The organism is Streptomyces macrosporus (assembly GCF_039533145.1).
Taxonomy (GTDB): domain Bacteria; phylum Actinomycetota; class Actinomycetes; order Streptomycetales; family Streptomycetaceae; genus Streptomyces; species Streptomyces macrosporus.
In genome coordinates, this window is record NZ_BAAASZ010000020.1 from 660,782 (window position 1) to 682,801 (window position 22,020).

Sequence of the window (22,020 nt, forward strand, 5' to 3'; positions counted from 1 at the left end):
CCCCCTGCGCGCTCCGTCCGCGGGCCGGAAGGTTGTCGCGGCACACGGGCGCCCGGCGGCACAATGACCCCATGCCCCGATCCCCACTCGACCCAGCCGTGGCCGCCCGCCTCAAGCGCACCCCCGACGGCCTGGTGCCCGCCATCGCCCAGCAGTACGACACCGGAGAGGTGCTGATGCTGGGCTGGATGGACGACGAGGCGCTGCACCGCACCCTCACCACCGGCCGCTGCACCTACTGGAGCCGCAGCCGCGGCGAGTACTGGGTCAAGGGCGACACCTCCGGGCACGTCCAGTACGTGAAGTCCGTGGCCCTGGACTGCGACGGCGACACCGTCCTGGTCAAGGTCGACCAGGTGGGCGCCGCCTGCCACACCGGCGACCGGACCTGCTTCGACGCCGGCGAGCTGCCGCTGGGCGGCCCCGCGGACGGGCGGGAGGACGGCCCGGCATGACCGTCTCGGACGCCCTCCCCGGCACCGCGCCCGACCTGGAGACCTTCCGCACGCTCGCCAAGGACCGCCGGGTCGTCCCGGTCACCCGGCGTCTGCTGGCCGACGGCGACACCCCCATCGCCCTCTACCGCAAGCTCGCCGCCGAGCGCCCCGGCACCTTCCTGCTGGAGTCGGCGGAGAACGGCCGCACCTGGTCGCGCTACTCCTTCGTGGGCGTGCGCACCTCCGCCACGCTCACCGTCCGCGACGGGCGGGCCCACTGGCTGGGCGCCCCACCGGTCGGCGTCCCCACCGACGGCGACCCGCTCGCGGCGCTGCGCGCCACGGTGGAGGCCCTGCACACCCCCCGCGACCTCCACCGCGACGGCGACCTGCCGCCCTTCACCGGCGGCATGGTCGGCTACCTCGGCTACGACATCGTGCGGCGCCTGGAGCGCATCGGCGACAGCACCCGCGACGACCTGGGGCTGCCCGAGCTGACCATGATGCTCACCTCCGACCTCGCGGTCCTCGATCACCGCGACGGCACCGTGCTGCTGATCGCCAACGCCATCAACCACAACGACCTCGACACCGGCGTGGACGAGGCGTACGCCGACGCGGTGCGGCGCCTGGACGCCATGACCGCCGACCTCGCCCGCCCCGCGCCCGCCGGGGCCACCCCCCTGCCGCCGTCCGAGCTGCCCGAGTACACCGCCCTGTGGGGCGGACGGGCCTACCAGGAGGCCGTGGAGGAGATCAAGGAGCGCATCCGCGCGGGCGAGGCGTTCCAGGTGGTGCCCTCGCAGCGGTTCGGGGCGCCCTGCCCGGCGAGCGCGCTCGACGTCTACCGCGTGCTGCGCGCGACCAACCCCAGCCCGTACATGTACCTGCTGCGCTTCGACGGTTTCGACGTCGTCGGCTCCAGCCCCGAGGCGCTGGTGAAGGTCGAGGACGGGCGCGCCATGATGCACCCCATCGCCGGCACCCGCCCGCGCGGCGCGACCCCGCAGGAGGACGCCGCGCTCGCCGAGGAGCTGCTGGCCGACCCCAAGGAGCGCGCCGAGCACCTGATGCTCGTCGACCTGGGCCGCAACGACCTGGGCCGGGTCTGCGAGCCCGGCAGCGTCGAGGTCGTCGACTTCATGTCCGTCGAGCGCTACAGCCACGTGATGCACATCGTCTCCACGGTGACCGGACGGCTGGCGGAGGGCCGCACCGCCTTCGACGCGCTCACCGCCTGCTTCCCCGCCGGCACCCTCTCGGGAGCGCCCAAGCCGCGCGCGCTGCAGATCATCGAGGAGCTGGAGCCGACCCGCCGCGGCCTGTACGGCGGCTGCGTCGGCTACCTGGACTTCGCGGGCGACGCCGACACCGCCATCGCCATCCGCACCGCCCTGCTGCGCGACGGGACGGCCTACGTCCAGGCGGGCGCCGGCGTCGTCGCGGACTCCGACCCGGTGGCGGAGGACACCGAGTGCCGCAACAAGGCCGCGGCGGTGCTCAGGGCGGTGCGCACCGCCGGACGGCTCGGCGGTAGCGTGGGGGAGTGACTTCCCCGCCTCCCGCCGACACCCCCGCCACGCCCCCGGCGCCCGCCGCCTCCGCCGCGTCCCGGCGCGCGCTCGCCGCCGCGCTGGCCTGCGGCACGCTCGGCGCCGCCGCGGTCCTGGTGGCCTCGGGGCGGGTCTGGGGCGAGGGCACCGCGGTCCTGGCACAGGGCGAGCTGCCGATCGAGGTCACGGGCGGCGAGGTGACGGGGCTGCCCAGCGCCCTGGCCCTGGTCGCCCTGGCCGCGCTGGTCGCCGTCTTCGCCGTCCGCCGCGCCGGCCGGACGCTCGTCGCCGCGCTGCTGACCCTGTGCGGCGCGGGCACCGCCGTCGCCGCGCCCCTGGCCGTCCGGGGCGGGCAGGGGACGGCCGCGCTGGACGCCGAGGCGGCCGAGGTCACCGGCCTGACCCGCGGCGCGGTGGAGTCCGTCGCCTTCGGGCCGTGGCCGTGGGTGACCGCCGCCGGTGGCGCTCTGCTGCTGGTCGCCGGGCTGCTGGCGCTGCGTCACGGACGCGCCTGGCCCGCGATGTCGGGCCGCCACGAGCGCGCGGGCGGCGCCCGTCCGGGGAGGGGGAAGCGGCCGGTCTCCGATCCGGACCGCCCCGAGGAGCTGTGGAAGGCCCTCGACCGGGGCGAGGACCCCACCGCCGGAGGAGGCGGAAAAGCTCCCTGACACAATGGCTGGTGAGCGACCCCAGATCGGACCTACGAGGAGCACTCAATGGCGGGCAACAACCACGGACACACTCCTGCCGCCTGGACCGGCGTCACCATCTCGTTCATCGGCTTCTGCGTCGCCTCGGTCTTCACCGTGATGGCCGAGCCGGTCGGATTCTGGGCCGGGGTGGCGATCATCCTCCTCGGTGCCCTCGCCGGGCTGGTGATGCGCTCGATGGGCATGGGCCAGCCGGAGCACGAGCAGGGCCGGCTGACCCGGCCCAAGGAGCGGGCGGAGCAGCTGTAGCCGGGCCGCCGGGGGCGGCTCACCGGGCGCGGTGCCGACGCTGCGGCACCGCGCTTTTCCGTGCCGCCTCCGTCGCCACCCCCACCGCCGCCCCCGTCGCCACCCCTCTCGTGGGCCGGTGGCACGGGGCGCCGGCCGGCATGTGGGACGCCGACCGACCGGATGCGGGGCCACCGCCCGGAGCCCGATACCATCGCAGTGCGGTGACAGACCAGCCCCGCGCCCGGCGCAGGGACCCGAGCCAGCCAGGAAGGGGGCCGCTCGCGTGAGTGTGCTCGACGAGATCATCGACGGGGTCCGCGCCGACCTCGCCGAGCGGCAGGCGCGCGTCAGCCTCGACGAACTCAAGGAGCGCGCGGCCAAGGCGCCCCGGGCACGCGACGGAGCGGCCGCGCTGAAGGGCGACGGCGTCACGGTGATCTGCGAGGTGAAGCGGTCCAGCCCGTCGAAGGGCGCGCTGGCCGCCATCGCGGACCCGGCCGGGCTCGCCGCGGACTACGAGGCCGGCGGCGCGGCGGTCATCTCGGTGCTGACCGAGCAACGGCGGTTCGGCGGTTCGCTGGCCGACCTGGAGGCCGTGCGCGCCCGGGTGGACATCCCCGTCCTCCGCAAGGACTTCATCGTCACCTCCTACCAGCTGTGGGAGGCGCGGGCCCACGGAGCGGACCTGGCCCTGCTGATCGTGGCCGCCCTCGACCAGCCGGCGCTGGTGTCGCTGGTGGAGCGGGCCGAGTCCATCGGCCTCACCCCGCTGGTCGAGGTGCACGACGAGGAGGAGGTCGAGCGCGCCGTGGACGCCGGGGCGAAGGTCATCGGCGTGAACGCCCGCAACCTCAAGACCCTGGAGGTGGACCGCGGCACCTTCGCCCGGGTCGCCCCCGAGATCCCCGAGGGCATCGTCAAGGTCGCCGAGTCGGGCGTGCGCGGCCCGCACGACCTGATCGCCTACGCCAACGAGGGCGCCGACGCGGTGCTCGTCGGCGAGTCGCTGGTCACCGGGAAGGACCCGAAGGCCGCCGTCGCCGACCTGGTCGCGGCGGGCGCCCACCCCGCCCTGCGGCACGGCGGGAACTGAGCGGAGGCCCCCGGATGTCCCTGAGCGCACGCCTCGCCCGCGGCTGCCGCCCGCGCGGCTGCCGCGCGCCCGCGCGCCGGGTGCTGGGACGGCGCGTGCGCTACCACATCGGCTGCGAGCCGGGTCAGATCAACGGAAAGCGATGGCGCGCGAGGCGCGCGCGCTGAGGTCGGGCTCCGTCCGCCGGTCTCCGACCGGCGTGGACACCGGATACCGGCTTCCACGGGCGGCGCCCGGCATCGCCGCGCGCCCCTTCCACGCTCCGCGCGTCCCCTCCACGACCGCCGTCACGCCCGCTTCGCCGCGCCCGTCCCACCGGGCCCGGCCGAGGCGGCGGACGGCGCACCGTTCCTTCTGACCGAACTCTCTGGGGCACATGCCCCGACAAGGAGCATGTCGGATGTCGACCGACTTCTTCGTTCCCGACCCCGAGGGCCGGGTGCCGACCGCCGAGGGGTACTTCGGCGCGTTCGGCGGCAAGTTCATCCCGGAGGCGCTCGTCGCCGCCGTGGACGAGGTGGCGGCCGAGTACGAGAAGGCGAAGGCCGACCCCGCCTTCGCCGCCGAACTGGAGGACCTCCTCGTCAACTACACCGGCCGGCCCAGCGCGCTGACCGAGGTGCGGCGGTTCGCCGAGCACGCGGGCGGCGCCCGGGTCTTCCTCAAGCGCGAGGACCTCAACCACACCGGCTCGCACAAGATCAACAACGTGCTGGGGCAGGCGCTGCTGACCCGGCGCATGGGCAAGACCCGCGTCATCGCCGAGACCGGCGCGGGCCAGCACGGCGTCGCCACCGCCACCGCCTGCGCCCTGTTCGGCCTGGAGTGCACCATCTACATGGGCGAGATCGACACCCAGCGCCAGGCGCTCAACGTCGCCCGGATGCGGATGCTGGGCGCCGAGGTCGTCCCCGTCACCTCCGGCAGTCGGACGCTGAAGGACGCCATCAACGAGGCGTTCCGCGACTGGGTCGCCAACGTGGACCACACCCACTACCTGTTCGGCACGGTCGCCGGCCCCCACCCCTTCCCGGCGCTGGTGCGCGACTTCCACCGCGTCATCGGCGTCGAGGCCCGGCGGCAGATCCTGGAGCGCACCGGACGGCTGCCGGACGCGGTGCTGGCCTGCGTCGGCGGCGGCTCCAACGCCATCGGCCTGTTCCACGCCTTCATCCCCGACACCTCCGTCCGCCTGATCGGCCTGGAGGCCGCCGGGCACGGAGTGGACTCCGGCGAGCACGCGGCGACGCTGACCGCCGGCGAGCCGGGCATCCTCCACGGCTCGCGCTCCTACGTCCTCCAGGACGACGAGGGGCAGATCACCGAGCCGTACTCGATCTCGGCCGGCCTGGACTACCCCGGCATCGGCCCCGAGCACGCCTACCTGAAGGACACCGGACGCGGCGAGTACCGCCCGGTGACCGACGACGAGGCGATGCGGGCCCTGCGCCTGCTGTCGGAGACCGAGGGCATCATCCCGGCCATCGAGAGCGCGCACGCGCTCGCCGGCGCCCTGGAGGTGGGCCGCGAACTCGGGGAGGACGCGCTGCTGCTGGTGAACCTCTCCGGACGCGGCGACAAGGACATGGACACCGCCGCTCGCTACTTCGGGCTGTACGACGGTGCGGACACCGCGAAGGGGACCGAGTGATGGCGGGCCGGGCGGAACTGCTGGGACGCGTCCTGGCGGACGCGAAGAACGAGGGACGGGCCGCGCTGGTGGGCTACCTGCCCGCCGGGTTCCCCACCGTGGACGGCGGCATCGCCGCCTGCACGGCCCTGCTGGAGAGCGGCTGCGACATCGTCGAGGTCGGCCTGCCGCACAGCGACCCCGTGATGGACGGTCCGGTCATCCAGACCGCCGACGACATCGCCCTGCGCGGCGGCGTGCGGATCGCCGACGTGATGCGCACCGTGCGCGAGGCGCACGCCGCCACCGGGGCGCCGGTGCTGTGCATGACGTACTGGAACCCGGTGGACCGCTACGGCCCCGAGCGCTTCGCCGCCGAACTGGCCGAGGCGGGCGGCGCGGGCTGCATCCTCCCCGACCTGCCGGTGGAGGAGTCCGAGACCTGGCGCAAGGCGGCCGAGCAGCACGGCCTGGCGACCGTCTTCGTGGTGGCCCCCAGCAGCCGTGACGAACGGCTGGCGAAGATCACCGCGGCGGGCAGCGGCTTCGTCTACGCCGCCTCCCTGATGGGCGTCACCGGCACCCGCGAGTCGATGGGACAGGAGGCGGAGGAGCTGGTGGGCCGTGTCCGCGCCACCACCGACCTGCCGGTGTGCGTCGGCATCGGCGTCTCGAACGCCGACCACGCCGCCAAGGTCGCCTCCTTCGCGGACGGCGTGATCGTCGGCTCGGCCTTCGTCAAGCGCCTGCTGGAGCACACGGCGGACCCGGACGCCGGTCTGGCCGCGATCCGGAAGCTCGCCGCCGAGCTGGCCGAGGGCGTACGGCGCGGGAACCGGAACCGGTAGTCCGCGGTCCGCGCCCGGCACGCGCCCTGGGACGCCCGGCACCGGGCCTCTCAGGGCGCGTGCAGTCGCAGGACGGCCCGCTCGGACCAGTCGGCCGGGGTGCCGCGCGACGACACCACGATCATGGTGAGGAAGGCCAGCGGAACGGTCCAGGCCGCGGGCTGGGCGAGCAGCACCGTCAGCCAGGCCGAGGACGGCCGGGTGGTGGCCGACAGCACCGCCGCCCCCGTCGCCGTGACCGCCCCGACGGCCAGCCCGCACGCCGCGCCCGTCACCGTCAGCCGGGTCCACCAGATGCCCAGCACCAGCAGCGGACAGAACGTGGACGCCGCCACCGCGAACGCCCAGCCGACCACGACGTTGATGTCCAGGTGCCCGGCGGGCAGCGACAGCAGCACCGCCACGAACGCCCCCGCCACCACCGCCACCCGCAGCCTGGACACGCCCCCGCCGAACAGGTCGTGGGAGAGCCCGCCCGCCAGGGCCAGCAGCAGCCCGGAGGAGGTGGACAGGAACGCCGCGAAGGCACCGGTCGCCACCAGGGCGGTCAGCACGCTGCCCAGCAGCCCGGGCACCGCGGCCCCCGGCAGGACGACCGAGACGGTGTCGGTGGTGTTGCTGTACACCAGATGCGGGGTGAAGACCCGTCCCAGCAGCCCGTAGACCGCCGGGAACAGGTAGAAGACGCCCAGCAGGCCGATCACCATCACGGCCACCCGACGGGCGGTCCGGGCCGTGGGACTGGTGTGGAAGCGCATGATCACATGGGGCAGCCCGATCGCGCCCAGCGTGGTGGCCAGCAGCACCGACCAGGTGGACAGCAGCGGCAGCCCCGCCCCCTGGATGTCGATCAGCGGACGGCTCCAGTGCTCGGAGGCGAGGTCCCCGGCGTGGACCGGGCGCAGCGCCTCCGCCCGGGTCTCCGCGCCGACGTACACCACCAGATAGATCGCCGGCACGGCGATGAACAGCAGCTTGACCAGGTAGTGGAAGGCCTGGACGTAGGTGGCCGACCGCATCCCGCCCACCGCGATCGACGCGCTCACCACCAGCCCGGCCAGCACCACCCCCACCCAGTACGGAGTGCCGCTGACCAGATGGAGGACCATCCCGGCGCCCTTGAACTGCGGCACCAGATAGAGCCACATGATCACCAGGACGATCAGCCCGCACAGCTTGCGGATCGCGGGCGAGCCCAGCCGGTACTCCGCGAAGTCCGGCACGGTGAACGCGCCCGAGCGCCGCATGGGCCCGGCCACCAGGGCGACCACGGCGACGTACCCGGCGGTGAAGCCGACCGCGTACCACATCGCGCCCAGCCCGTCCTTGAGGGTCATCCCGGCCAGCCCGAGCACCGAGGCGGCCGAGACGTACTCCCCGGCGATCGCCATGGCGTTCCAGCCGGGGGAGATGCGCCGGGAGGCGACGAGGAAGTCCGGGCTGGTGCGGGCGGCGTGGACGCCGTAGAGGCCGATGGCCAGACTGGCGGCCAGGACCAGACCGATCGCCGTCATGGCCGCCGCGGCGGTCACGAGCCGCCCCCGGCGCCGCCCGCGTCGTGGCGGTCCTCCACGCGTTCGGCGCGCCGCACGTGGTGCACGGCGAGCAGCAGCAGCACCGGATAGGTGGCGAAGACCAGCACCAGCCAGGACACCGGCACGCCCCCCACCGAGATCCGGTCCAGCGAGGGCCACACCGCCACCGCCCCGCTGGACCCGAACAGCGCCACCCCCAGCAGGGCCACGGTCCGCAGGGCGGTCCGGCGCTGCGCGGCGAACACCGCGCGGGCGGCCTCGGCGTCGGCCGGGGCGGGCAGCGGCAGCAACTGCGGATGCCGGCGGTGGCCGCGGGCCAGGGCGAGGCGGGTCTGCGGACTGGTCACCTTCACCCGACGCGCGCCGCTCACCTGGCCGCCCTGCCCAACTGCCCCTTGCGGGCCGCCTCCAGCAACTGCTCCTTCAACCCCCGGGCGTGGCGGCGGCTGACCGGCACGTCGCCCACCGGGGTGCACGCCACCAGCCCCGACGAGCTGGTGACCCGCAGGTCGTGGACCCAGCCGACGGCCACCAGATAGCCGCGGTGCACCCGCACGAAGCCGGCCGGGGCCCAGATCTCCTCCAGATAGGACAGCGGCAGCCGGATGAGGTGCGTGCCCTGGGCGGTGTGCAGCCTGATGTAGTCGCCGTGCGCCTCCACGAACTGGACGTCGTCGCGCCGCACGAACACCGTCCGGCGGCCGTGGTCGATCTGCACCACCGCCAGCTCGTCCCGGGGCTCGGACTCCACGCCGCCGTTCGCCGCGGCCCGCCGCGCGGCGCCCACCCGGGACACCGACTCGGCCAGCCGCTCCGGCCGGATGGGCTTGAGCAGGTAGTCCACCGCGCCGATGCCGAACGCCTCGATGGCGTGGGACTCCGAGGCGGTGACGAAGACGATGGAGGGCGGGGACGACAGCCGGCCGATCACCCGCGCCACGTCCATCCCGTCCAGACCGGGCATGGAGATGTCCAGGAAGACGGCGTCGAAGACGTGCGCCCCCATCAACTGGACGGCCCTGGTGCCGCTCTCGGCCACCAGGACCTCCCCGATCTCGGGGAGGTCGGCGAGGAGGTCGGCGAGCTCCTCCCGGGTGGAGGTCTCGTCCTCGACGACGAGGACCCGAAGGGCCCGTGGAGAGCCGCTCATTCCGTCACCACTCCTCGCATGAATCGCGGCACCCGGATCGTCACCTTGGTGCCGTTGCCGGGCGCGGTCTCGATGACGAGGCCGTACTCCGGCCCGTAGACGGTGCGCAGTCGCCGGTCGACGTTGGCCAGACCGACGCCCTTGGCGGGAGGACCGACTCCGGCGAGGATCGCCCGTGCGAGTTCCGGCTCCATGCCCACCCCGTCGTCCTCGATCTCGATGACGCACAGGGGGCCCTCGCCGAACCCCGAGACGCTGATGTGTCCGGGACCGGCCTTCTTCTCCAGCCCGTGGCGCACGGCATTTTCCACTATGGGCTGGACGACGAGGAAGGGGATGGCGACGGGAAGAATCTCCGGGGCCATCCGGACGGTGATCTCCATCCGGTCGTCGAACCGGGCCCGCTGGAGCTCCAGGTAGGTCTGGGTGGCCTGGAGCTCGGCGGCGACCGTGACGTAGTCGCCGACCGTGGAGAAGCTGTAGCGCAGGTAGTCCGCGAAGTCGGTGAGGAGCCGGCGGGCGCGGCCGGGGTCGGTGCGGATGTGCGCGGCGATGACGGCCAGGGCGTTGTGCACGAAGTGCGGGGAGATCTGGGCCCGCAGCGTCCGCAGGTCCGCCGCCGCGATCCGGGCGCGGGCGCTGCGCAGCTCGGTGTGGTCCAGCGCCTGCGACACCAGCTCGGCGACCTCGGCCAGCTCCCGCTCCTCCGGCACCCGGGCGTCGGGCGCGGCGCAGACCACCAGGCAGCCCGTCAGCTCGTCCGCCACCAGCAGCGGGGCGGCGCACAGCGGAGGCTTGCGGAAGGTGGTGCCGTGCTCGTAGACCTGCGCGAGCACCGCGTCCAGGTCGGTGTCCGCGGGCAGCGCCCCGTGCCGGGCCACGGGCCCGTCCAGATCGGCCAGGACGACGGCGTCGACCCCCAGCAGCCGCCGGACGCGCCGGGCGGCGACGACGGACCGCCCGCCGTGCAGCCCCTCCTGGAGATCGGCGCCGATCAGCCGCACCTCCCGCAGCACCTCCACGGTGGCGCGCACGTCGGCCCCCGCCGGACCGCCGCGCCCCGCCCGGCCACGCCGCCGGGCACCGATCCACGCTCTCCTGGCCACGGGGCGACCGTAACGCACCCAAAGGTCCAGGGGAGCCCCCCGGCCACAAGCCGGGGAACTCCCCTGGAACCCGATGGCGGGTCCGGCGCCGAACGTGGGGGGTCACGCCGGTGAGAAGCACCCGCCACCGGGGGTCCCGCCGGAGCCTCGGGGCCGCCGATCAGTGCTGCGAGGCACCCTCCGCACCGGCTCCGGTCAGCGCCCGCACCTGGAGCTCCGCGAAGCGCCGGGGGTTGTTCTCGCCCGACATCAGCGTGCCGACGACCGCGCACAGCAGACCGATCGGGATGGAGACGATGCCCGGGTTCGACAGCGGGAACCAGGCGATGTCGATGCTCGGGATGAGCGCCTTCTCACCGCCCGAGAACACCGGCGAGAAGATCACCAGACCGACCGCGCTGATCAGACCGCCGTAGATGCCCGCGACCGCGCCCTGGGTGTTGAAGCGCTTCCAGAACAGGCTGAGCAGCAGGGTCGGCAGGTTGGCCGAGGCGGCGATGGCGAAGGCCAGCGCGACCAGGAACGCCACGTTCAGGCCCTGCGCGAAGATCGCCAGGATGATCGCCACGGCACCGATGCCGAAGGCCGAGAAGCGGGCGACCCGGATCTCCTCCTGCTCCGACGCCCTGCCCTTGCGCAGCACGCTGTTGTAGAAGTCGTGCGCCAGGGACGAGGAGGAGGCGATGGTCAGACCGGCCACCGTGGACAGGATCGTCGCGAAGGCCACCGCGGCGATCACCGCCAGCAGGACGGCGCCCACGGTGTCGCCGCCGACGTTCTCGCCCAGCACCTGCGCCAGCTGGGGCGCCGCGGTGTTGCCCGCCGCGTCCTGGGCGGTGATGGCCTCCTTGCCCACCAGGGCCGCCGCGCCGAAGCCGAGGACCAGGGTCAGCAGGTAGAAGGAGCCGATCAGACCGATGCCCCAGTTGACGGACTTGCGGGCCGCCTTGGAGTCCGGAACGGTGTAGAAGCGGATCAGGATGTGCGGCAGGCCCGCGGTGCCCAGCACCAGGGCGAGGCCGAGGCTGATCAGGTCCAGCTTGTTCCAGAGCGTCTGCAGGGCGTCACCGGGCACCTCGACGCCGTACCGCAGGCCGGGCTCCAGGAACGACTGCCCGGCGCCGCTGGCCTGGGCGGCGTCCGACATCAGCGCGCCGAAGCTGAACCCGTACTCGGCCAGCACCATCACGGTGAGCAGCGCGGCGCCGCCCATCAGCATGACGGCCTTGACGATCTGGACCCAGGTGGTGCCCTTCATGCCGCCGAAGCTGACGTAGACGACCATCAGGACGCCGACGACGACGATGCCCATGATCTTCGCGGTGTCCGCGTCCATGCCCAGGAACGTCTCGCCCGGCTGGATGCCCAGCAGCAGCGCGATCAGCGCACCGGCGCCCACCATCTGGGCCAGCAGGTAGAAGATCGACACCACGATGGTGGAGACGGCCGCCGCGGTGCGCACCGGACGCTGCTGCATCCGGTAGGAGAGCACGTCGGCCATGGTGAACCGGCCGGAGTTGCGCAGCAGTTCGGCCACCAGCAGCAGCGCCACCAGCCAGGCGACGAGGAAGCCGATGGAGTACAGGAACCCGTCGTAGCCGAACAGCGCGATCATGCCCGCGATGCCCAGGAACGACGCGGCGGACATGTAGTCGCCGCCGATGGCGAAGCCGTTCTGGATGCCGGAGAAGGACCGGCCGCCGGAGTGGAAGTCGGCGGCGGTCTTGGTCTGACGGCTGGCCCAGATGGTGATGCCGAGCGTCGCGGCGATCATCACCGTGAACAGCAGCATGGTGATGACGCGGCTGCTGGAGCTGACCTCCGCGGCCAGGAGCGTTCCGGAGACGTTGCTCACGGTCGGCCTCCCCAGAGGTCGGTGCGGGCGGACGGAGTGGTCAGTTCGGCGCGCAGGTCGTCGGCGACCGGGTCGAGCCGGCGGTCGGCGTAGCGCGAGTACAGGATCGCGATGCCGAAGGTGGTGACGAACTGGAGCACCCCGAAGACCAGGGCCACGTTGACGTCACCGAAGAGGACGGTGGACATCACCCCACGGGCGTAGACCGACATCACCACGTACAGCAGGTACCAGGCGAGGAAGGCGACGCTCGCCGGGAAGACGAACCGGGTCAGTCTGCGCTTGAGGTCCAGGAAGCGCGGATCGCTGTGCATGGCCACCATGCGGTCCTCCGCGTCCCCGGCGGGGTCCAGGGTTGGTTGTGGACGGTCTGCGGACACTGCCGCCTCCTTCATCGACACGACGCGATACGACACGACGTACGGGAGCGGATTCAAGGAATGCGGGGAACGTAAGCGGCGTCACACTCGGGGTGAAGACGCGGTTCCCGGCGTGCGGCGAACGCCGCATGCGTGCGCCGAACGGTAGGCCGTCGTGCGCCGACCGGTTGATATCCGCGACGAGCGGTCACCCCTTCGGGGGAAACGGCGGCGAGGAACGCACGGCGGGACGGTCCCGCGTCGTTGGACCGGGGTGTGACGAACCGGAACACCCCTGAGGGAAAGCACACCGCGCGCGAGCGGCTGCGGCGGCGGCGGGAGCGGGAGAAGAAGGCCGAGAAGCGCGCCAGGACGCTGAAGACGGTGATCGCCGCCGTCGCCGTGCTCGGCGTCGTCGGACTGGTCGGCGCCGTGGCGGCCCACCGGGGCGGCGGCGAGGCGGGCGCCGGCGGGACCGGGGCCGGGGTCGAGCCGATCGTCGACGGCGACCCCGGGGCCCCGGTCACCCTCACCGTCTACGAGGACTTCCGCTGCCCGGGCTGCGGCCACTTCGAGAACGGCTTCCGCGAGGCGATCCACCGCCTCCGGGACGGCGGGAAGATGAAGGTGGAGTACCACCTCGTCACCATCATCGACGGCAACGTGGGCGGTCACGGCTCGGCGTACGCCGCCAACGCCGCCGCCTGCGCGCGCGACGAGGGGAGGTTCCGGGAGTACCACGACGTCCTCTTCGCCCACCAGCCGGAGGAGATCGACGACGCCTTCGCCGACAAGGACCGGCTCCTGGAGCTGGCGAAGCAGGTGAAGGGGCTGAGCGGCCCGGACTTCACCCGCTGCGTGCGCGAGGACGAACACCGGGAGTGGGTGGAGCGCTCCAACGAGGCGTTCCTCGCCTCGGGCCACGACTCCACGCCCACCGTCCTGCTGGACGGCGAGGACCTCTACGGCGACCCGAGCGCCCCACTGACCCCGGAGAAGCTGACGGAGAAGGTCGAGGCGGCGGCCCGGAAGGCGTGACACCGGGTGACACCGGCCGTACGGGCGGGGTGGCGCGCGCCACGCGGGTGCGTTACGGACCCGTTGCCGGGCAGGCTGCCGCCGCCCGCGCCCGGCACGGTAGCGTTCGTGGAGCCATGGACACCCTTGCCTTCATCCCCAGCCCATCGTCCGGCGAGATCCTCCTCGGACCGATCCCGCTGCGGGGCTACGCGTTCTGCATCATCGTCGGCGTCTTCGTCGCCGTCTGGCTCGGCGGGAAGCGCTGGATCGCCCGTGGCGGACAGCCCGGGACGGTCGCCGACATCGCCGTGTGGGCGGTGCCGTTCGGCCTGGTCGGAGGCCGCCTGTACCACGTCGTCACCGACTACCAGCTCTACTTCGGCGAGGGCCGGAACTGGGTCGACGCCTTCAAGATCTGGGAGGGCGGCCTCGGCATCTGGGGAGCGATCGCGCTCGGCGCGGTGGGCGCCTGGATCGGCTGCCGCAGGCGGGGCATCCCGCTGCCCGCGTACGCGGACGCCATCGCGCCCGGCATCGCGATCGCCCAGGCCATCGGCCGGTGGGGCAACTGGTTCAACCAGGAGCTGTACGGGCGTCCCACGGACCTGCCGTGGGCGGTGAAGATCGACAACGGCATCGACACCGGCACCTTCCACCCCACCTTCCTGTACGAGTCGCTGTGGTGCGTGGGCGTCGCCCTGCTGGTGATCTGGGCGGACCGCCGCTTCCGCCTGGGGCACGGCCGGGCGTTCGCCCTGTACGTCGCCGCGTACACGGTGGGGCGCTTCTGGATCGAGTACCTGCGGATCGACCAAGCCCACGAGTTCTGGGGCCTGCGCCTGAACAACTGGACCTCGATCGTCGTCTTCCTGGGCGCGGTGGCCTACATCGTGATCTCGGCCAGGCTCCGTCCGGGCCGCGAGGACGTGGTGGAGCCCCGGGCGGCGAAGGCCGCCGACCCGGAGGACGTGACGGACGCCGAGGACGCCGAGGACGCCGAGGGCGCCGACCCGGAGGGCGCGAAGGCCGCGGACCCGGAGGCCGCGAAGGGCACGAAGGACCCGGAGGCCGTGAAGGACGCGGAGGAGACCGCCACCGAGGACGGGAAGTCCTCGGGAAACGGTGACGGAAAGCCCGCCTCCACCAAGCGCTGAGCGCCCCGCCACGGCCCCGGCCCGCCTTCCGGCGGAGCCGGGGCCGTCCGCGTATCCGAGGAAAACCGCAGCTCAGAGAGGTAAGTACGGCCTTCCTTGCCGGCGCGGGCGGATCTTCGGGCGTACGGTCGAGAGGGTTCGACCGAACCCGGAGACAGCGAATGAGGAAGCGAACGGGGAGGGGTGGAGCGGATGTCGCCCAGGGCCGGAGACGATACCGAGATCACGCTGCGGCCCGGAGCGCCGAACTCGGCCCACACCGCCAACCACACCCACCGCGACGTCAGCGGAGGCTGGCTGCGTCCGGCGGTCTTCGGCGCCATGGACGGTCTGGTGTCCAACCTCGCCCTGATGACGGGCGTCGCGGGCGGCGACGTGGAGCGGCACGTCATCGTCATCACCGGCCTGGCCGGACTCGCCTCCGGAGCGTTCTCCATGGCCGCCGGCGAGTACACCTCGGTGGCCTCCCAGCGCGATCTGGTCGTGGCCGAACTGGAGGTCGAGCGGCGCGAGCTGAGGCACAACCCCGAGGACGAGCGCCGCGAACTCGTCGCGCTGTACCGGGGTCGGGGCCTGCCGCACGAGCTGGCGGAGGAGGTCGCCGAGCACCTGTCCAAGAACCCCGAGCAGGCGCTGGAGATCCACGCCCGCGAGGAGTTGGGCGTGGACCCGGGCGAGCTGCCGTCGCCGATGATCGCCGCCGTCTCCTCCTTCGGCTCCTTCGCCGTGGGCGCCCTGCTGCCCGTCCTGCCCTACCTCCTGGGGGCCTCCGCGCTGTGGCCCGCCGTGGTGGTCGCCCTGCTGGGGCTGTTCCTGTGCGGCGCGGTGGTGTCGAAGGTGACCGCGCGGCCGTGGTGGTACAGCGGGCTGCGGCAGCTCCTCCTGGGCGGCGCGGCGGCCGCCGTCACCTACGGGCTCGGTACCCTGTTCGGAGTGGCCGTGGGGTGACCCACGGCTCGGAGGGGTCCGGATGTGACCCGTTTCACTCCCGAACGGGTGGTATCCGTGTTACCCGGCGGTTTCAATCGTGTCACCGCAGGGCATGAGACCGGAGCGCTTCTGGCAGTGTCGCCGGCGCCACCCCGACCCCCACACCGGTCTCGAAACCGTACAGGCGGGTCCGCCCCCGCCAGAGTGTCCACATGATGGACCGAATGTCCATGCTTCGGAAAAGCGGCCATCATGTAACCTGCACGAAAATTTGTACGCAGAGGGCCAACGTCGTCCCTCGGCACGGAGCACTTGCCACGACGACGACGGGAGAGCCGATGCGTGCTGCGCCCCTGACGGCCCACCCTGCCAAGCAGGGAATGTACGACCCGCGCAATGAGCACGACGCCTGTGGCGTCGGCTTCGTGGCGACCCTCACCGGAGAGGCGAGCCACCGCCTGGTCGAGCAGGCCCTCACCGTCCTGCGCAACCTGGAGCACCGCGGCGCCACCGGCTCCGAGCCGGACTCCGGCGACGGCGCGGGCATCCTGGTCCAGATCCCGGACGCCTTCTTCCGCGAGGCCACCGACTTCGACCTCCCCGACGCGGGCGCGTACGCCGTGGGCACGGCCTTCCTCCCGGTGGACGAGGCGGAGGCGGCCGACGCCGTCTCGCGCGTCGAGAAGATCGCCGCCGAGGAGAGCCTGACCGTCCTGGGCTGGCGCGAGGTCCCGGTCGCCCCCGACCTGCTCGGCGCGACCGCCCGCTCCACCATGCCCGCCTTCCGCCAGGTCTTCGTCTCCACGGAGGGCGCCGACACCGGCCTCGCCCTGGACCGCAAGGCGTTCGTGCTGCGCAAGCGCGTCGAGCGGGAGACCGGCGTCTACTTCCCCTCGCTCTCCGCGCGGACCATCGTCTACAAGGGCATGCTCACCACCGGGCAGCTCGAGCCCTTCTTCCCCGACCTGTCGGACCGCCGCTTCGCCTCCGCCATCGCGCTGGTGCACTCGCGGTTCTCGACCAACACCTTCCCGAGCTGGCCGCTGGCCCACCCCTACCGCTTCGTCGCGCACAACGGCGAGATCAACACCGTCAAGGGCAACCGCAACTGGATGCGGGCCCGGGAGTCCCAGCTGGTCTCCGACCTGTTCGGCGACAAGGACCTGGAGCGGATCTTCCCCATCTGCACCCCGGACGCCTCCGACTCGGCCTCCTTCGACGAGGTGCTGGAACTGCTCCACCTCGGCGGCCGCTCGCTGCCGCACGCGGTGCTGATGATGGTCCCCGAGGCGTGGGAGAACCACCCCTCCATGGACCCGGCCCGCCGCGCCTTCTACCAGTACCACTCCACGATGATGGAGCCCTGGGACGGCCCCGCCTGCGTCACCTTCACCGACGGCACCCAGGTCGGCGCCGTCCTGGACCGCAACGGCCTGCGCCCGGGACGCTACTGGGTCACCGACGACGGACTGGTCGTCCTCTCCTCCGAGGTCGGCGTCCTCGACATCGACCAGGACAAGGTCGTCCGCAAGGGCCGCCTCCAGCCCGGCCGCATGTTCCTGGTGGACACCGCCGAGCACCGCATCATCGAGGACGACGAGATCAAGGACAGGCTCGCCTCCGAGCACCCCTACCAGGAGTGGCTGGAGGCCGGGATCATCGAGCTCGGCGACCTCCCCGAGCGCGAGCACGTCGTCCACACCCACGCCTCGGTCACCCGCCGCCAGCAGACCTTCGGCTACACCGAGGAGGAGCTGCGCGTCCTCCTCGCCCCGATGGCCCGCACCGGCGCCGAGCCGATCGGCTCGATGGGCACCGACTCGCCCATCGCCGCGCTCTCGACGCGCCCGCGGCTGATCTTCGACTACTTCACCCAGCTCTTCGCGCAGGTCACCAACCCGCCGCTGGACGCCATCCGCGAGGAACTCGTCACCTCGCTGATCTCCTCGCTCGGCCCCCAGGGCAACCTGCTGGAGCCCACCGCGGCCTCCTGCCGCAGCGTCACCCTGCCCTTCCCGGTGATCGACAACGACGAACTGGCCAAGCTCGTCCACATCAACGCCGACGGCGACATGCCCGGCATGAAGGCCGTCACCCTCTCCGGCCTCTACCGCGTGAGCGGAGGCGGAAAGGCCCTGGCCGACCGGATCGACGAGATCTGCGCCGAGGCCGACGCCGCCATCGCCGACGGCGCCCGGCTGATCGTCCTGTCCGACCGCCACTCCGACGCCGAGCACGCTCCCATCCCGTCGCTGCTGCTCACCTCCGCGGTGCACCACCACCTCATCCGCACCAAGCAGCGCACCCAGGTGGGCCTGCTGGTCGAGGCCGGCGACGTCCGCGAGGTCCACCACGTCGCCCTGCTCATCGGCTACGGCGCCGCGGCCGTCAACCCCTACCTGGCCATGGAGTCGGTCGAGGACCTGGTCCGCGCGGGCACCTTCCTGCCCGCCGACACGGACCCCGAGACCGCCATCCGGAACCTGATCAAGGCGCTCGGCAAGGGCGTGCTGAAGGTGATGTCCAAGATGGGCATCTCCACCGTCGCCTCCTACCGCGGCGCCCAGGTCTTCGAGGCCATCGGCCTGGACGAGGAGTTCGTCGACACCTACTTCCACGGCACCGCCACCAAGATCGGCGGCGCGGGGCTGGACGTCATCGCCGCCGAGGTCGCCGCCCGCCACGCCAAGGCCTACCCGCCCTCGGGCATCGCCCCGGCCCACCGCAGGCTGGAGATCGGCGGCGAGTACCAGTGGCGCCGCGAGGGCGAACCGCACCTGTTCGACCCGGAGACGGTCTTCCGCCTCCAGCACGCCACCCGCAACCGCCGCTACGACATCTTCAAGCAGTACACCCAGCGCGTGGACGAGCAGTCCGAGCGCCTGATGACCCTGCGCGGGCTGTTCTCCTTCAAGTCCGACCGGCCCTCGATCCCGGTCGAGGAGGTCGAGCCCGTCTCGGAGATCGTCAAGCGGTTCTCCACCGGAGCCATGTCCTACGGCTCCATCTCCCAGGAGGCGCACGAGACCCTCGCCATCGCCATGAACCGGCTGGGCGCCAAGTCCAACACCGGCGAGGGCGGCGAGGACCCCGAGCGGCTGTACGACCCGGCCCGCCGCTCGTCGATCAAGCAGGTCGCCTCCGGCCGCTTCGGCGTCACCAGCGAGTACCTGGTCAACGCCGACGACATCCAGATCAAGATGGCCCAGGGCGCCAAGCCCGGCGAGGGCGGTCAGCTCCCCGGCCCCAAGGTCTACCCGTGGGTGGCCAAGACCCGGCACTCCACCCCCGGCGTCGGGCTCATCTCCCCGCCGCCCCACCACGACATCTACTCCATCGAGGACCTCGCCCAGCTCATCCACGACCTGAAGAACGCCAACCCCGCCGCCCGCATCCACGTGAAGCTGGTCTCCGAGGTCGGCGTCGGCACGGTCGCGGCGGGCGTGTCCAAGGCCCACGCGGACGTCGTGCTGATCTCCGGCCACGACGGCGGCACCGGAGCCTCCCCGCTCACCTCGCTCAAGCACGCGGGCGGCCCCTGGGAGCTGGGCCTGGCCGAGACCCAGCAGACGCTGCTCCTCAACGGCCTGCGCGACCGCATCGTCGTCCAGACCGACGGCCAGCTCAAGACCGGCCGCGACGTGGTGATCGCCGCCCTCCTCGGCGCCGAGGAGTACGGCTTCGCCACCGCCCCGCTGGTCGTCTCCGGCTGCGTGATGATGCGCGTGTGCCACCTGGACACCTGCCCGGTCGGCATCGCCACCCAGAACCCGGTGCTGCGCGAGCGCTTCACCGGCAAGCCCGAGTTCGTGGTGAACTTCTTCGAGTTCATCGCCGAGGAGGTCCGCGAACTCCTCGCCGAACTGGGCTTCCGCTCCCTGGACGAGGCCATCGGCCACGCCGAGGTCCTCGACGTCGGCCGCGCGGTGGACCACTGGAAGGCCCAGGGCCTGGACCTGGCCCCGCTGCTCCACGTGCCCGACCTCCCCGAGGGCGCCGCGCGCCACCGGGTCGTCGCCCAGGACCACGGCCTGGAGAAGGCCCTGGACAACCAGCTGATCAAGCTCGCCGCCGACGCCCTGTCGGCCGACACCGCCGAGGCCGCCCAGCCGGTGCGCGCCCAGGTGCCCATCCGCAACGTCAACCGCACGGTGGGCACCATGCTGGGCCACGAGGTGACGAGGAAGTTCGGCGGCGCGGGCCTGCCCGACGACACCATCGACATCACCTTCACCGGCTCCGCCGGCCAGTCCTTCGGCGCCTTCCTGCCGCGCGGCGTCACCCTCCGCCTGGAAGGCGACGCCAACGACTACGTCGGCAAGGGCCTGTCGGGCGGACGCATCATCGTCCGCCCCGACCGGAACGCCTCCCACCTGGCCGAGTACTCCACCATCGCCGGCAACACCCTCGCCTACGGCGCCACCGGCGGCGAGATGTTCCTGCGCGGCAGCGTCGGCGAACGCTTCTGCGTCCGCAACTCCGGCGCACTGGTCGTCTCCGAGGGCGTGGGCGACCACGGCTGCGAGTACATGACCGGCGGCGCGGCCGTCGTCCTGGGCCCCACGGGACGCAACTTCGGCGCCGGCATGTCCGGCGGCACCGCGTACGTCGTCGACCTGGACGCCGACAACGTCAACCCCGACGTCGCCGGCGCCGTCGAACCCCTCGACGAGACGGACCGGCAGTGGCTGCACGACGTCGTGCGCCGCCACCGGGAGGAGACCGGCTCCACCGTCGCCGAGGCGCTGCTCGCCGACTGGGACAGCGCCGTCGAACGCTTCAGCAAGATCATGCCGACCACGTACAAGGCAGTGCTCGCCGCCAAGGACGCCGCCGAGCGAGCCGGACTGTCGGAGTCCGAGACCCACGAGAAGATGATGGAGGCGGCGACCAATGGCTGACCCCAAGGGCTTCCTGACCACCGATCGCGAGGTCGCCCGGACCCGCCCCGTGGAGGAGCGGGTCAAGGACTGGAACGAGGTGTACGTCCCCGGCTCCCTGCTGCCGATCATCGGCAAGCAGGCCGGCCGGTGCATGGACTGCGGCATCCCGTTCTGCCACAACGGCTGCCCGCTGGGGAACCTCATCCCCGAGTGGAACGACTACGCCTGGCGCGGCGACTGGCAGGCCGCCGGCGAGCGCCTCCACGCCACCAACAACTTCCCGGAGTTCACCGGGCGGCTGTGCCCGGCGCCGTGCGAGTCCGCCTGCGTGCTGGGCATCAGCCAACCGCCGGTGACCATCAAGAACGTCGAGGTCACCATCATCGACAAGGCCTGGGAGGCCGGCGGCGTCACCCCGCAGCCGCCCGAGCGGCTGTCGGGCAAGACCGTCGCCGTCATCGGCTCCGGCCCCGCCGGCCTGGCCGCCGCCCAGCAGCTCACCCGCGCCGGCCACACGGTCGCCGTCTACGAGCGCGCCGACCGCATCGGCGGACTGCTGCGCTACGGCATCCCCGAGTTCAAGATGGAGAAGCGGCACATCAACCGCCGCGTCGAGCAGATGCGCGCGGAGGGCACCAAGTTCCGCACCGGCGTGGAGATCGGCCGTGACCTCGACGCCGCCGACCTGCGCAAGCGCTACGACGCGGTCGTCATCGCCGCCGGCTCCACCACCCCCCGCGACCTGCCCGTGCCCGGCCGTGAACTCAAGGGCATCCACCAGGCGATGGAGTACCTGCCGCTGGCCAACAAGGTCCAGGAGGGCGACTACGTCACCTCCCCGATCTCGGCCGAGGGCAAGCACGTCGTCGTCATCGGCGGCGGCGACACCGGCGCCGACTGCGTCGGAACCGCCCACCGCCAGGGCGCCCTCTCCGTCACCCAGCTGGAGATCATGCCCCGCCCCGGCGAGGAGCGGAACCCGGTGACCCAGCCGTGGCCGACCTTCCCCATGCTCTACAAGGTCACCTCCGCGCACGAGGAGGGCGGCGAGCGGCTGTACTCCGTCTCCACCACCCACTTCGAGGGCGACGAGGACGGCAACGTGCAGTTCCTGCACCTGGTCGAGGTCGAGTTCAAGGACGGGAGGTTCGAGCCGAAGCCCGGCAGCGAGAACAAGATCCCCGCCCAGCTCGTCACCCTGGCCATGGGCTTCACCGGCATCGACAGGACCAACGGCCTGGTCGAACAGCTCGGCCTGGAACTGGACGCGCGCGGCAACGTGGCCCGCGACGCGGACTTCCAGACCAACGTCCCCGGCGTGTTCGTCGCCGGAGACGCCGGCCGCGGCCAGTCGCTGATCGTGTGGGCCATCGCCGAGGGACGTTCCGCGGCCCGCGCCGTGGACCGCTACCTGACCGGCGCCAGCTCCCTGCCCGCCCCCATCAGGCCGACGGACCGCGCGCTGACGGTCTGACGGCCCCCGATCACCCGCCGGGTGCCGCGCGGCACGGCCCGCGGCACCCGGC

19 protein-coding genes are annotated in these 22,020 nt (G+C 72.6%); 13 read left to right on the forward strand and 6 right to left on the reverse strand.

Annotated elements, in window-relative coordinates; translation table 11 throughout:
• Nucleotides 1–71 precede the first annotated feature (71 nt).
• From hisI to trpA, 8 genes are all read left to right on the forward strand, one after another.
• On the forward strand, nt 72–455 hold the full coding sequence (gene hisI / locus ABD335_RS14970; protein ID WP_344322871.1) for a phosphoribosyl-AMP cyclohydrolase: 384 nt from the start codon (nt 72–74) through the stop codon (nt 453–455).
• Nucleotides 452–1,987, forward strand: a complete 1,536-nt coding sequence (locus ABD335_RS14975) for an anthranilate synthase component I (protein WP_344322873.1) — start codon at nt 452–454, stop codon at nt 1,985–1,987. Before hisI ends, ABD335_RS14975 begins: the two co-directional genes overlap by 4 nt.
• Nucleotides 1,984–2,658 (forward strand): TIGR02234 family membrane protein, encoded by a 675-nt coding sequence (locus ABD335_RS14980; RefSeq protein WP_344322875.1) that lies wholly within the window; start codon nt 1,984–1,986, stop codon nt 2,656–2,658. The genes ABD335_RS14975 and ABD335_RS14980 overlap by 4 nt, the downstream gene beginning before the upstream one ends.
• A gap of 48 nt (nt 2,659–2,706) precedes the next feature.
• A complete protein-coding gene (locus ABD335_RS14985) occupies nt 2,707–2,949 on the forward strand; it encodes an HGxxPAAW family protein (RefSeq protein WP_344322876.1) in 243 nt (80 codons plus the stop codon).
• A 265-nt stretch (nt 2,950–3,214) separates the two neighbouring features.
• Complete coding sequence (trpC, locus tag ABD335_RS14990) at nt 3,215–4,024, forward strand: indole-3-glycerol phosphate synthase TrpC (protein ID WP_344322879.1); 810 nt, start codon at nt 3,215–3,217, stop codon at nt 4,022–4,024.
• 14 nt (nt 4,025–4,038) lie between these two features.
• The gene (gene trpM / locus ABD335_RS14995; protein ID WP_344322881.1) at nt 4,039–4,191 is read left to right on the forward strand and encodes a tryptophan biosynthesis modulator TrpM; all 153 of its coding nucleotides are present in this window, start codon (nt 4,039–4,041) and stop codon (nt 4,189–4,191) included.
• A 233-nt stretch (nt 4,192–4,424) separates the two neighbouring features.
• Entirely contained in the window at nt 4,425–5,675 is a 1,251-nt protein-coding gene (trpB, locus tag ABD335_RS15000; RefSeq protein WP_344322883.1) for a tryptophan synthase subunit beta, read from the forward strand.
• Nucleotides 5,675–6,502, forward strand: coding sequence for a tryptophan synthase subunit alpha (trpA, locus tag ABD335_RS15005; protein ID WP_344322885.1), 828 nt, complete (start codon nt 5,675–5,677; stop codon nt 6,500–6,502). The genes trpB and trpA overlap by 1 nt, the downstream gene beginning before the upstream one ends.
• A 50-nt stretch (nt 6,503–6,552) precedes the next feature.
• Here trpA and ABD335_RS15010 read toward each other — a convergent pair whose 3' ends face one another.
• The 6 genes from ABD335_RS15010 to ABD335_RS15035 form a co-directional block, all read right to left on the reverse strand.
• On the reverse strand, nt 6,553–8,034 hold the full coding sequence (locus ABD335_RS15010) for a sodium/solute symporter (RefSeq protein WP_344322887.1): 1,482 nt from the start codon (nt 8,032–8,034) through the stop codon (nt 6,553–6,555).
• Nucleotides 8,031–8,408 (reverse strand): hypothetical protein, encoded by a 378-nt coding sequence (locus tag ABD335_RS15015; protein ID WP_344322889.1) that lies wholly within the window; start codon nt 8,406–8,408, stop codon nt 8,031–8,033. The genes ABD335_RS15010 and ABD335_RS15015 overlap by 4 nt, the downstream gene beginning before the upstream one ends.
• Nucleotides 8,405–9,187, reverse strand: a complete 783-nt coding sequence (locus ABD335_RS15020) for a LytR/AlgR family response regulator transcription factor (protein ID WP_344322891.1) — start codon at nt 9,185–9,187, stop codon at nt 8,405–8,407. The genes ABD335_RS15015 and ABD335_RS15020 overlap by 4 nt, the downstream gene beginning before the upstream one ends.
• Nucleotides 9,184–10,293, reverse strand: a complete 1,110-nt coding sequence (locus tag ABD335_RS15025) for a sensor histidine kinase (protein WP_344322893.1) — start codon at nt 10,291–10,293, stop codon at nt 9,184–9,186. The genes ABD335_RS15020 and ABD335_RS15025 overlap by 4 nt, the downstream gene beginning before the upstream one ends.
• A 160-nt stretch (nt 10,294–10,453) precedes the next feature.
• Nucleotides 10,454–12,085 (reverse strand): solute symporter family protein, encoded by a 1,632-nt coding sequence (locus tag ABD335_RS15030; RefSeq protein ID WP_344323061.1) that lies wholly within the window; start codon nt 12,083–12,085, stop codon nt 10,454–10,456.
• A gap of 59 nt (nt 12,086–12,144) precedes the next feature.
• Complete coding sequence (locus ABD335_RS15035; RefSeq protein ID WP_344322895.1) at nt 12,145–12,528, reverse strand: DUF485 domain-containing protein; 384 nt, start codon at nt 12,526–12,528, stop codon at nt 12,145–12,147.
• 255 nt (nt 12,529–12,783) lie between these two features.
• Between ABD335_RS15035 and ABD335_RS15040 the strand changes: the two genes are divergently transcribed.
• The 5 genes from ABD335_RS15040 to ABD335_RS15060 all read left to right on the forward strand — a co-directional run bounded on the left by ABD335_RS15040 (nt 12,784) and on the right by ABD335_RS15060 (nt 21,968).
• Nucleotides 12,784–13,545 carry a DsbA family protein gene (locus ABD335_RS15040; RefSeq protein ID WP_344322897.1) on the forward strand — a complete coding sequence of 254 codons (762 nt, stop codon included), beginning with the start codon at nt 12,784–12,786 and terminating at the stop codon, nt 13,543–13,545.
• Nucleotides 13,546–13,661: 116 nt separating this feature from the next.
• Entirely contained in the window at nt 13,662–14,681 is a 1,020-nt protein-coding gene (gene lgt, locus ABD335_RS15045; protein WP_344322899.1) for a prolipoprotein diacylglyceryl transferase, read from the forward strand.
• 192 nt (nt 14,682–14,873) lie between these two features.
• A complete protein-coding gene (locus tag ABD335_RS15050; RefSeq protein ID WP_344322902.1) occupies nt 14,874–15,629 on the forward strand; it encodes a VIT1/CCC1 transporter family protein in 756 nt (251 codons plus the stop codon).
• 320 nt (nt 15,630–15,949) lie between these two features.
• Nucleotides 15,950–20,512 (forward strand): glutamate synthase large subunit, encoded by a 4,563-nt coding sequence (gltB, locus tag ABD335_RS15055; protein ID WP_344322904.1) that lies wholly within the window; start codon nt 15,950–15,952, stop codon nt 20,510–20,512.
• Nucleotides 20,505–21,968 carry a glutamate synthase subunit beta gene (locus tag ABD335_RS15060; protein WP_344322906.1) on the forward strand — a complete coding sequence of 488 codons (1,464 nt, stop codon included), beginning with the start codon at nt 20,505–20,507 and terminating at the stop codon, nt 21,966–21,968. Before gltB ends, ABD335_RS15060 begins: the two co-directional genes overlap by 8 nt.
• Nucleotides 21,969–22,020: the final 52 nt, after the last annotated feature.

What these genes read in the sequence shown, in the direction of transcription:
- ABD335_RS14985 (WP_344322876.1), top strand. Translation starts at nt 2,707, where the DNA reads ATGGCGGGCAACAACCACGGACACACTCCTGCCGCCTGGACCGGCGTC.
- trpA (WP_344322885.1), top strand. Translation starts at nt 5,675, where the DNA reads ATGGCGGGCCGGGCGGAACTGCTGGGACGCGTCCTGGCGGACGCGAAG.
- ABD335_RS15060 (WP_344322906.1), top strand. Translation starts at nt 20,505, where the DNA reads ATGGCTGACCCCAAGGGCTTCCTGACCACCGATCGCGAGGTCGCCCGG.
- ABD335_RS15020 (WP_344322891.1), bottom strand. Translation starts at nt 9,187, where the DNA reads ATGAGCGGCTCTCCACGGGCCCTTCGGGTCCTCGTCGTCGAGGACGAG.
- lgt (WP_344322899.1), top strand. Translation starts at nt 13,662, where the DNA reads ATGGACACCCTTGCCTTCATCCCCAGCCCATCGTCCGGCGAGATCCTC.
- trpM (WP_344322881.1), top strand. Translation starts at nt 4,039, where the DNA reads ATGTCCCTGAGCGCACGCCTCGCCCGCGGCTGCCGCCCGCGCGGCTGC.
- gltB (WP_344322904.1), top strand. Translation starts at nt 15,950, where the DNA reads ATGCGTGCTGCGCCCCTGACGGCCCACCCTGCCAAGCAGGGAATGTAC.
- hisI (WP_344322871.1), top strand. Translation starts at nt 72, where the DNA reads ATGCCCCGATCCCCACTCGACCCAGCCGTGGCCGCCCGCCTCAAGCGC.
- ABD335_RS15030 (WP_344323061.1), bottom strand. Translation starts at nt 12,085, where the DNA reads ATGCTGCTGTTCACGGTGATGATCGCCGCGACGCTCGGCATCACCATC.
- ABD335_RS15050 (WP_344322902.1), top strand. Translation starts at nt 14,874, where the DNA reads ATGTCGCCCAGGGCCGGAGACGATACCGAGATCACGCTGCGGCCCGGA.
- ABD335_RS14975 (WP_344322873.1), top strand. Translation starts at nt 452, where the DNA reads ATGACCGTCTCGGACGCCCTCCCCGGCACCGCGCCCGACCTGGAGACC.
- trpB (WP_344322883.1), top strand. Translation starts at nt 4,425, where the DNA reads ATGTCGACCGACTTCTTCGTTCCCGACCCCGAGGGCCGGGTGCCGACC.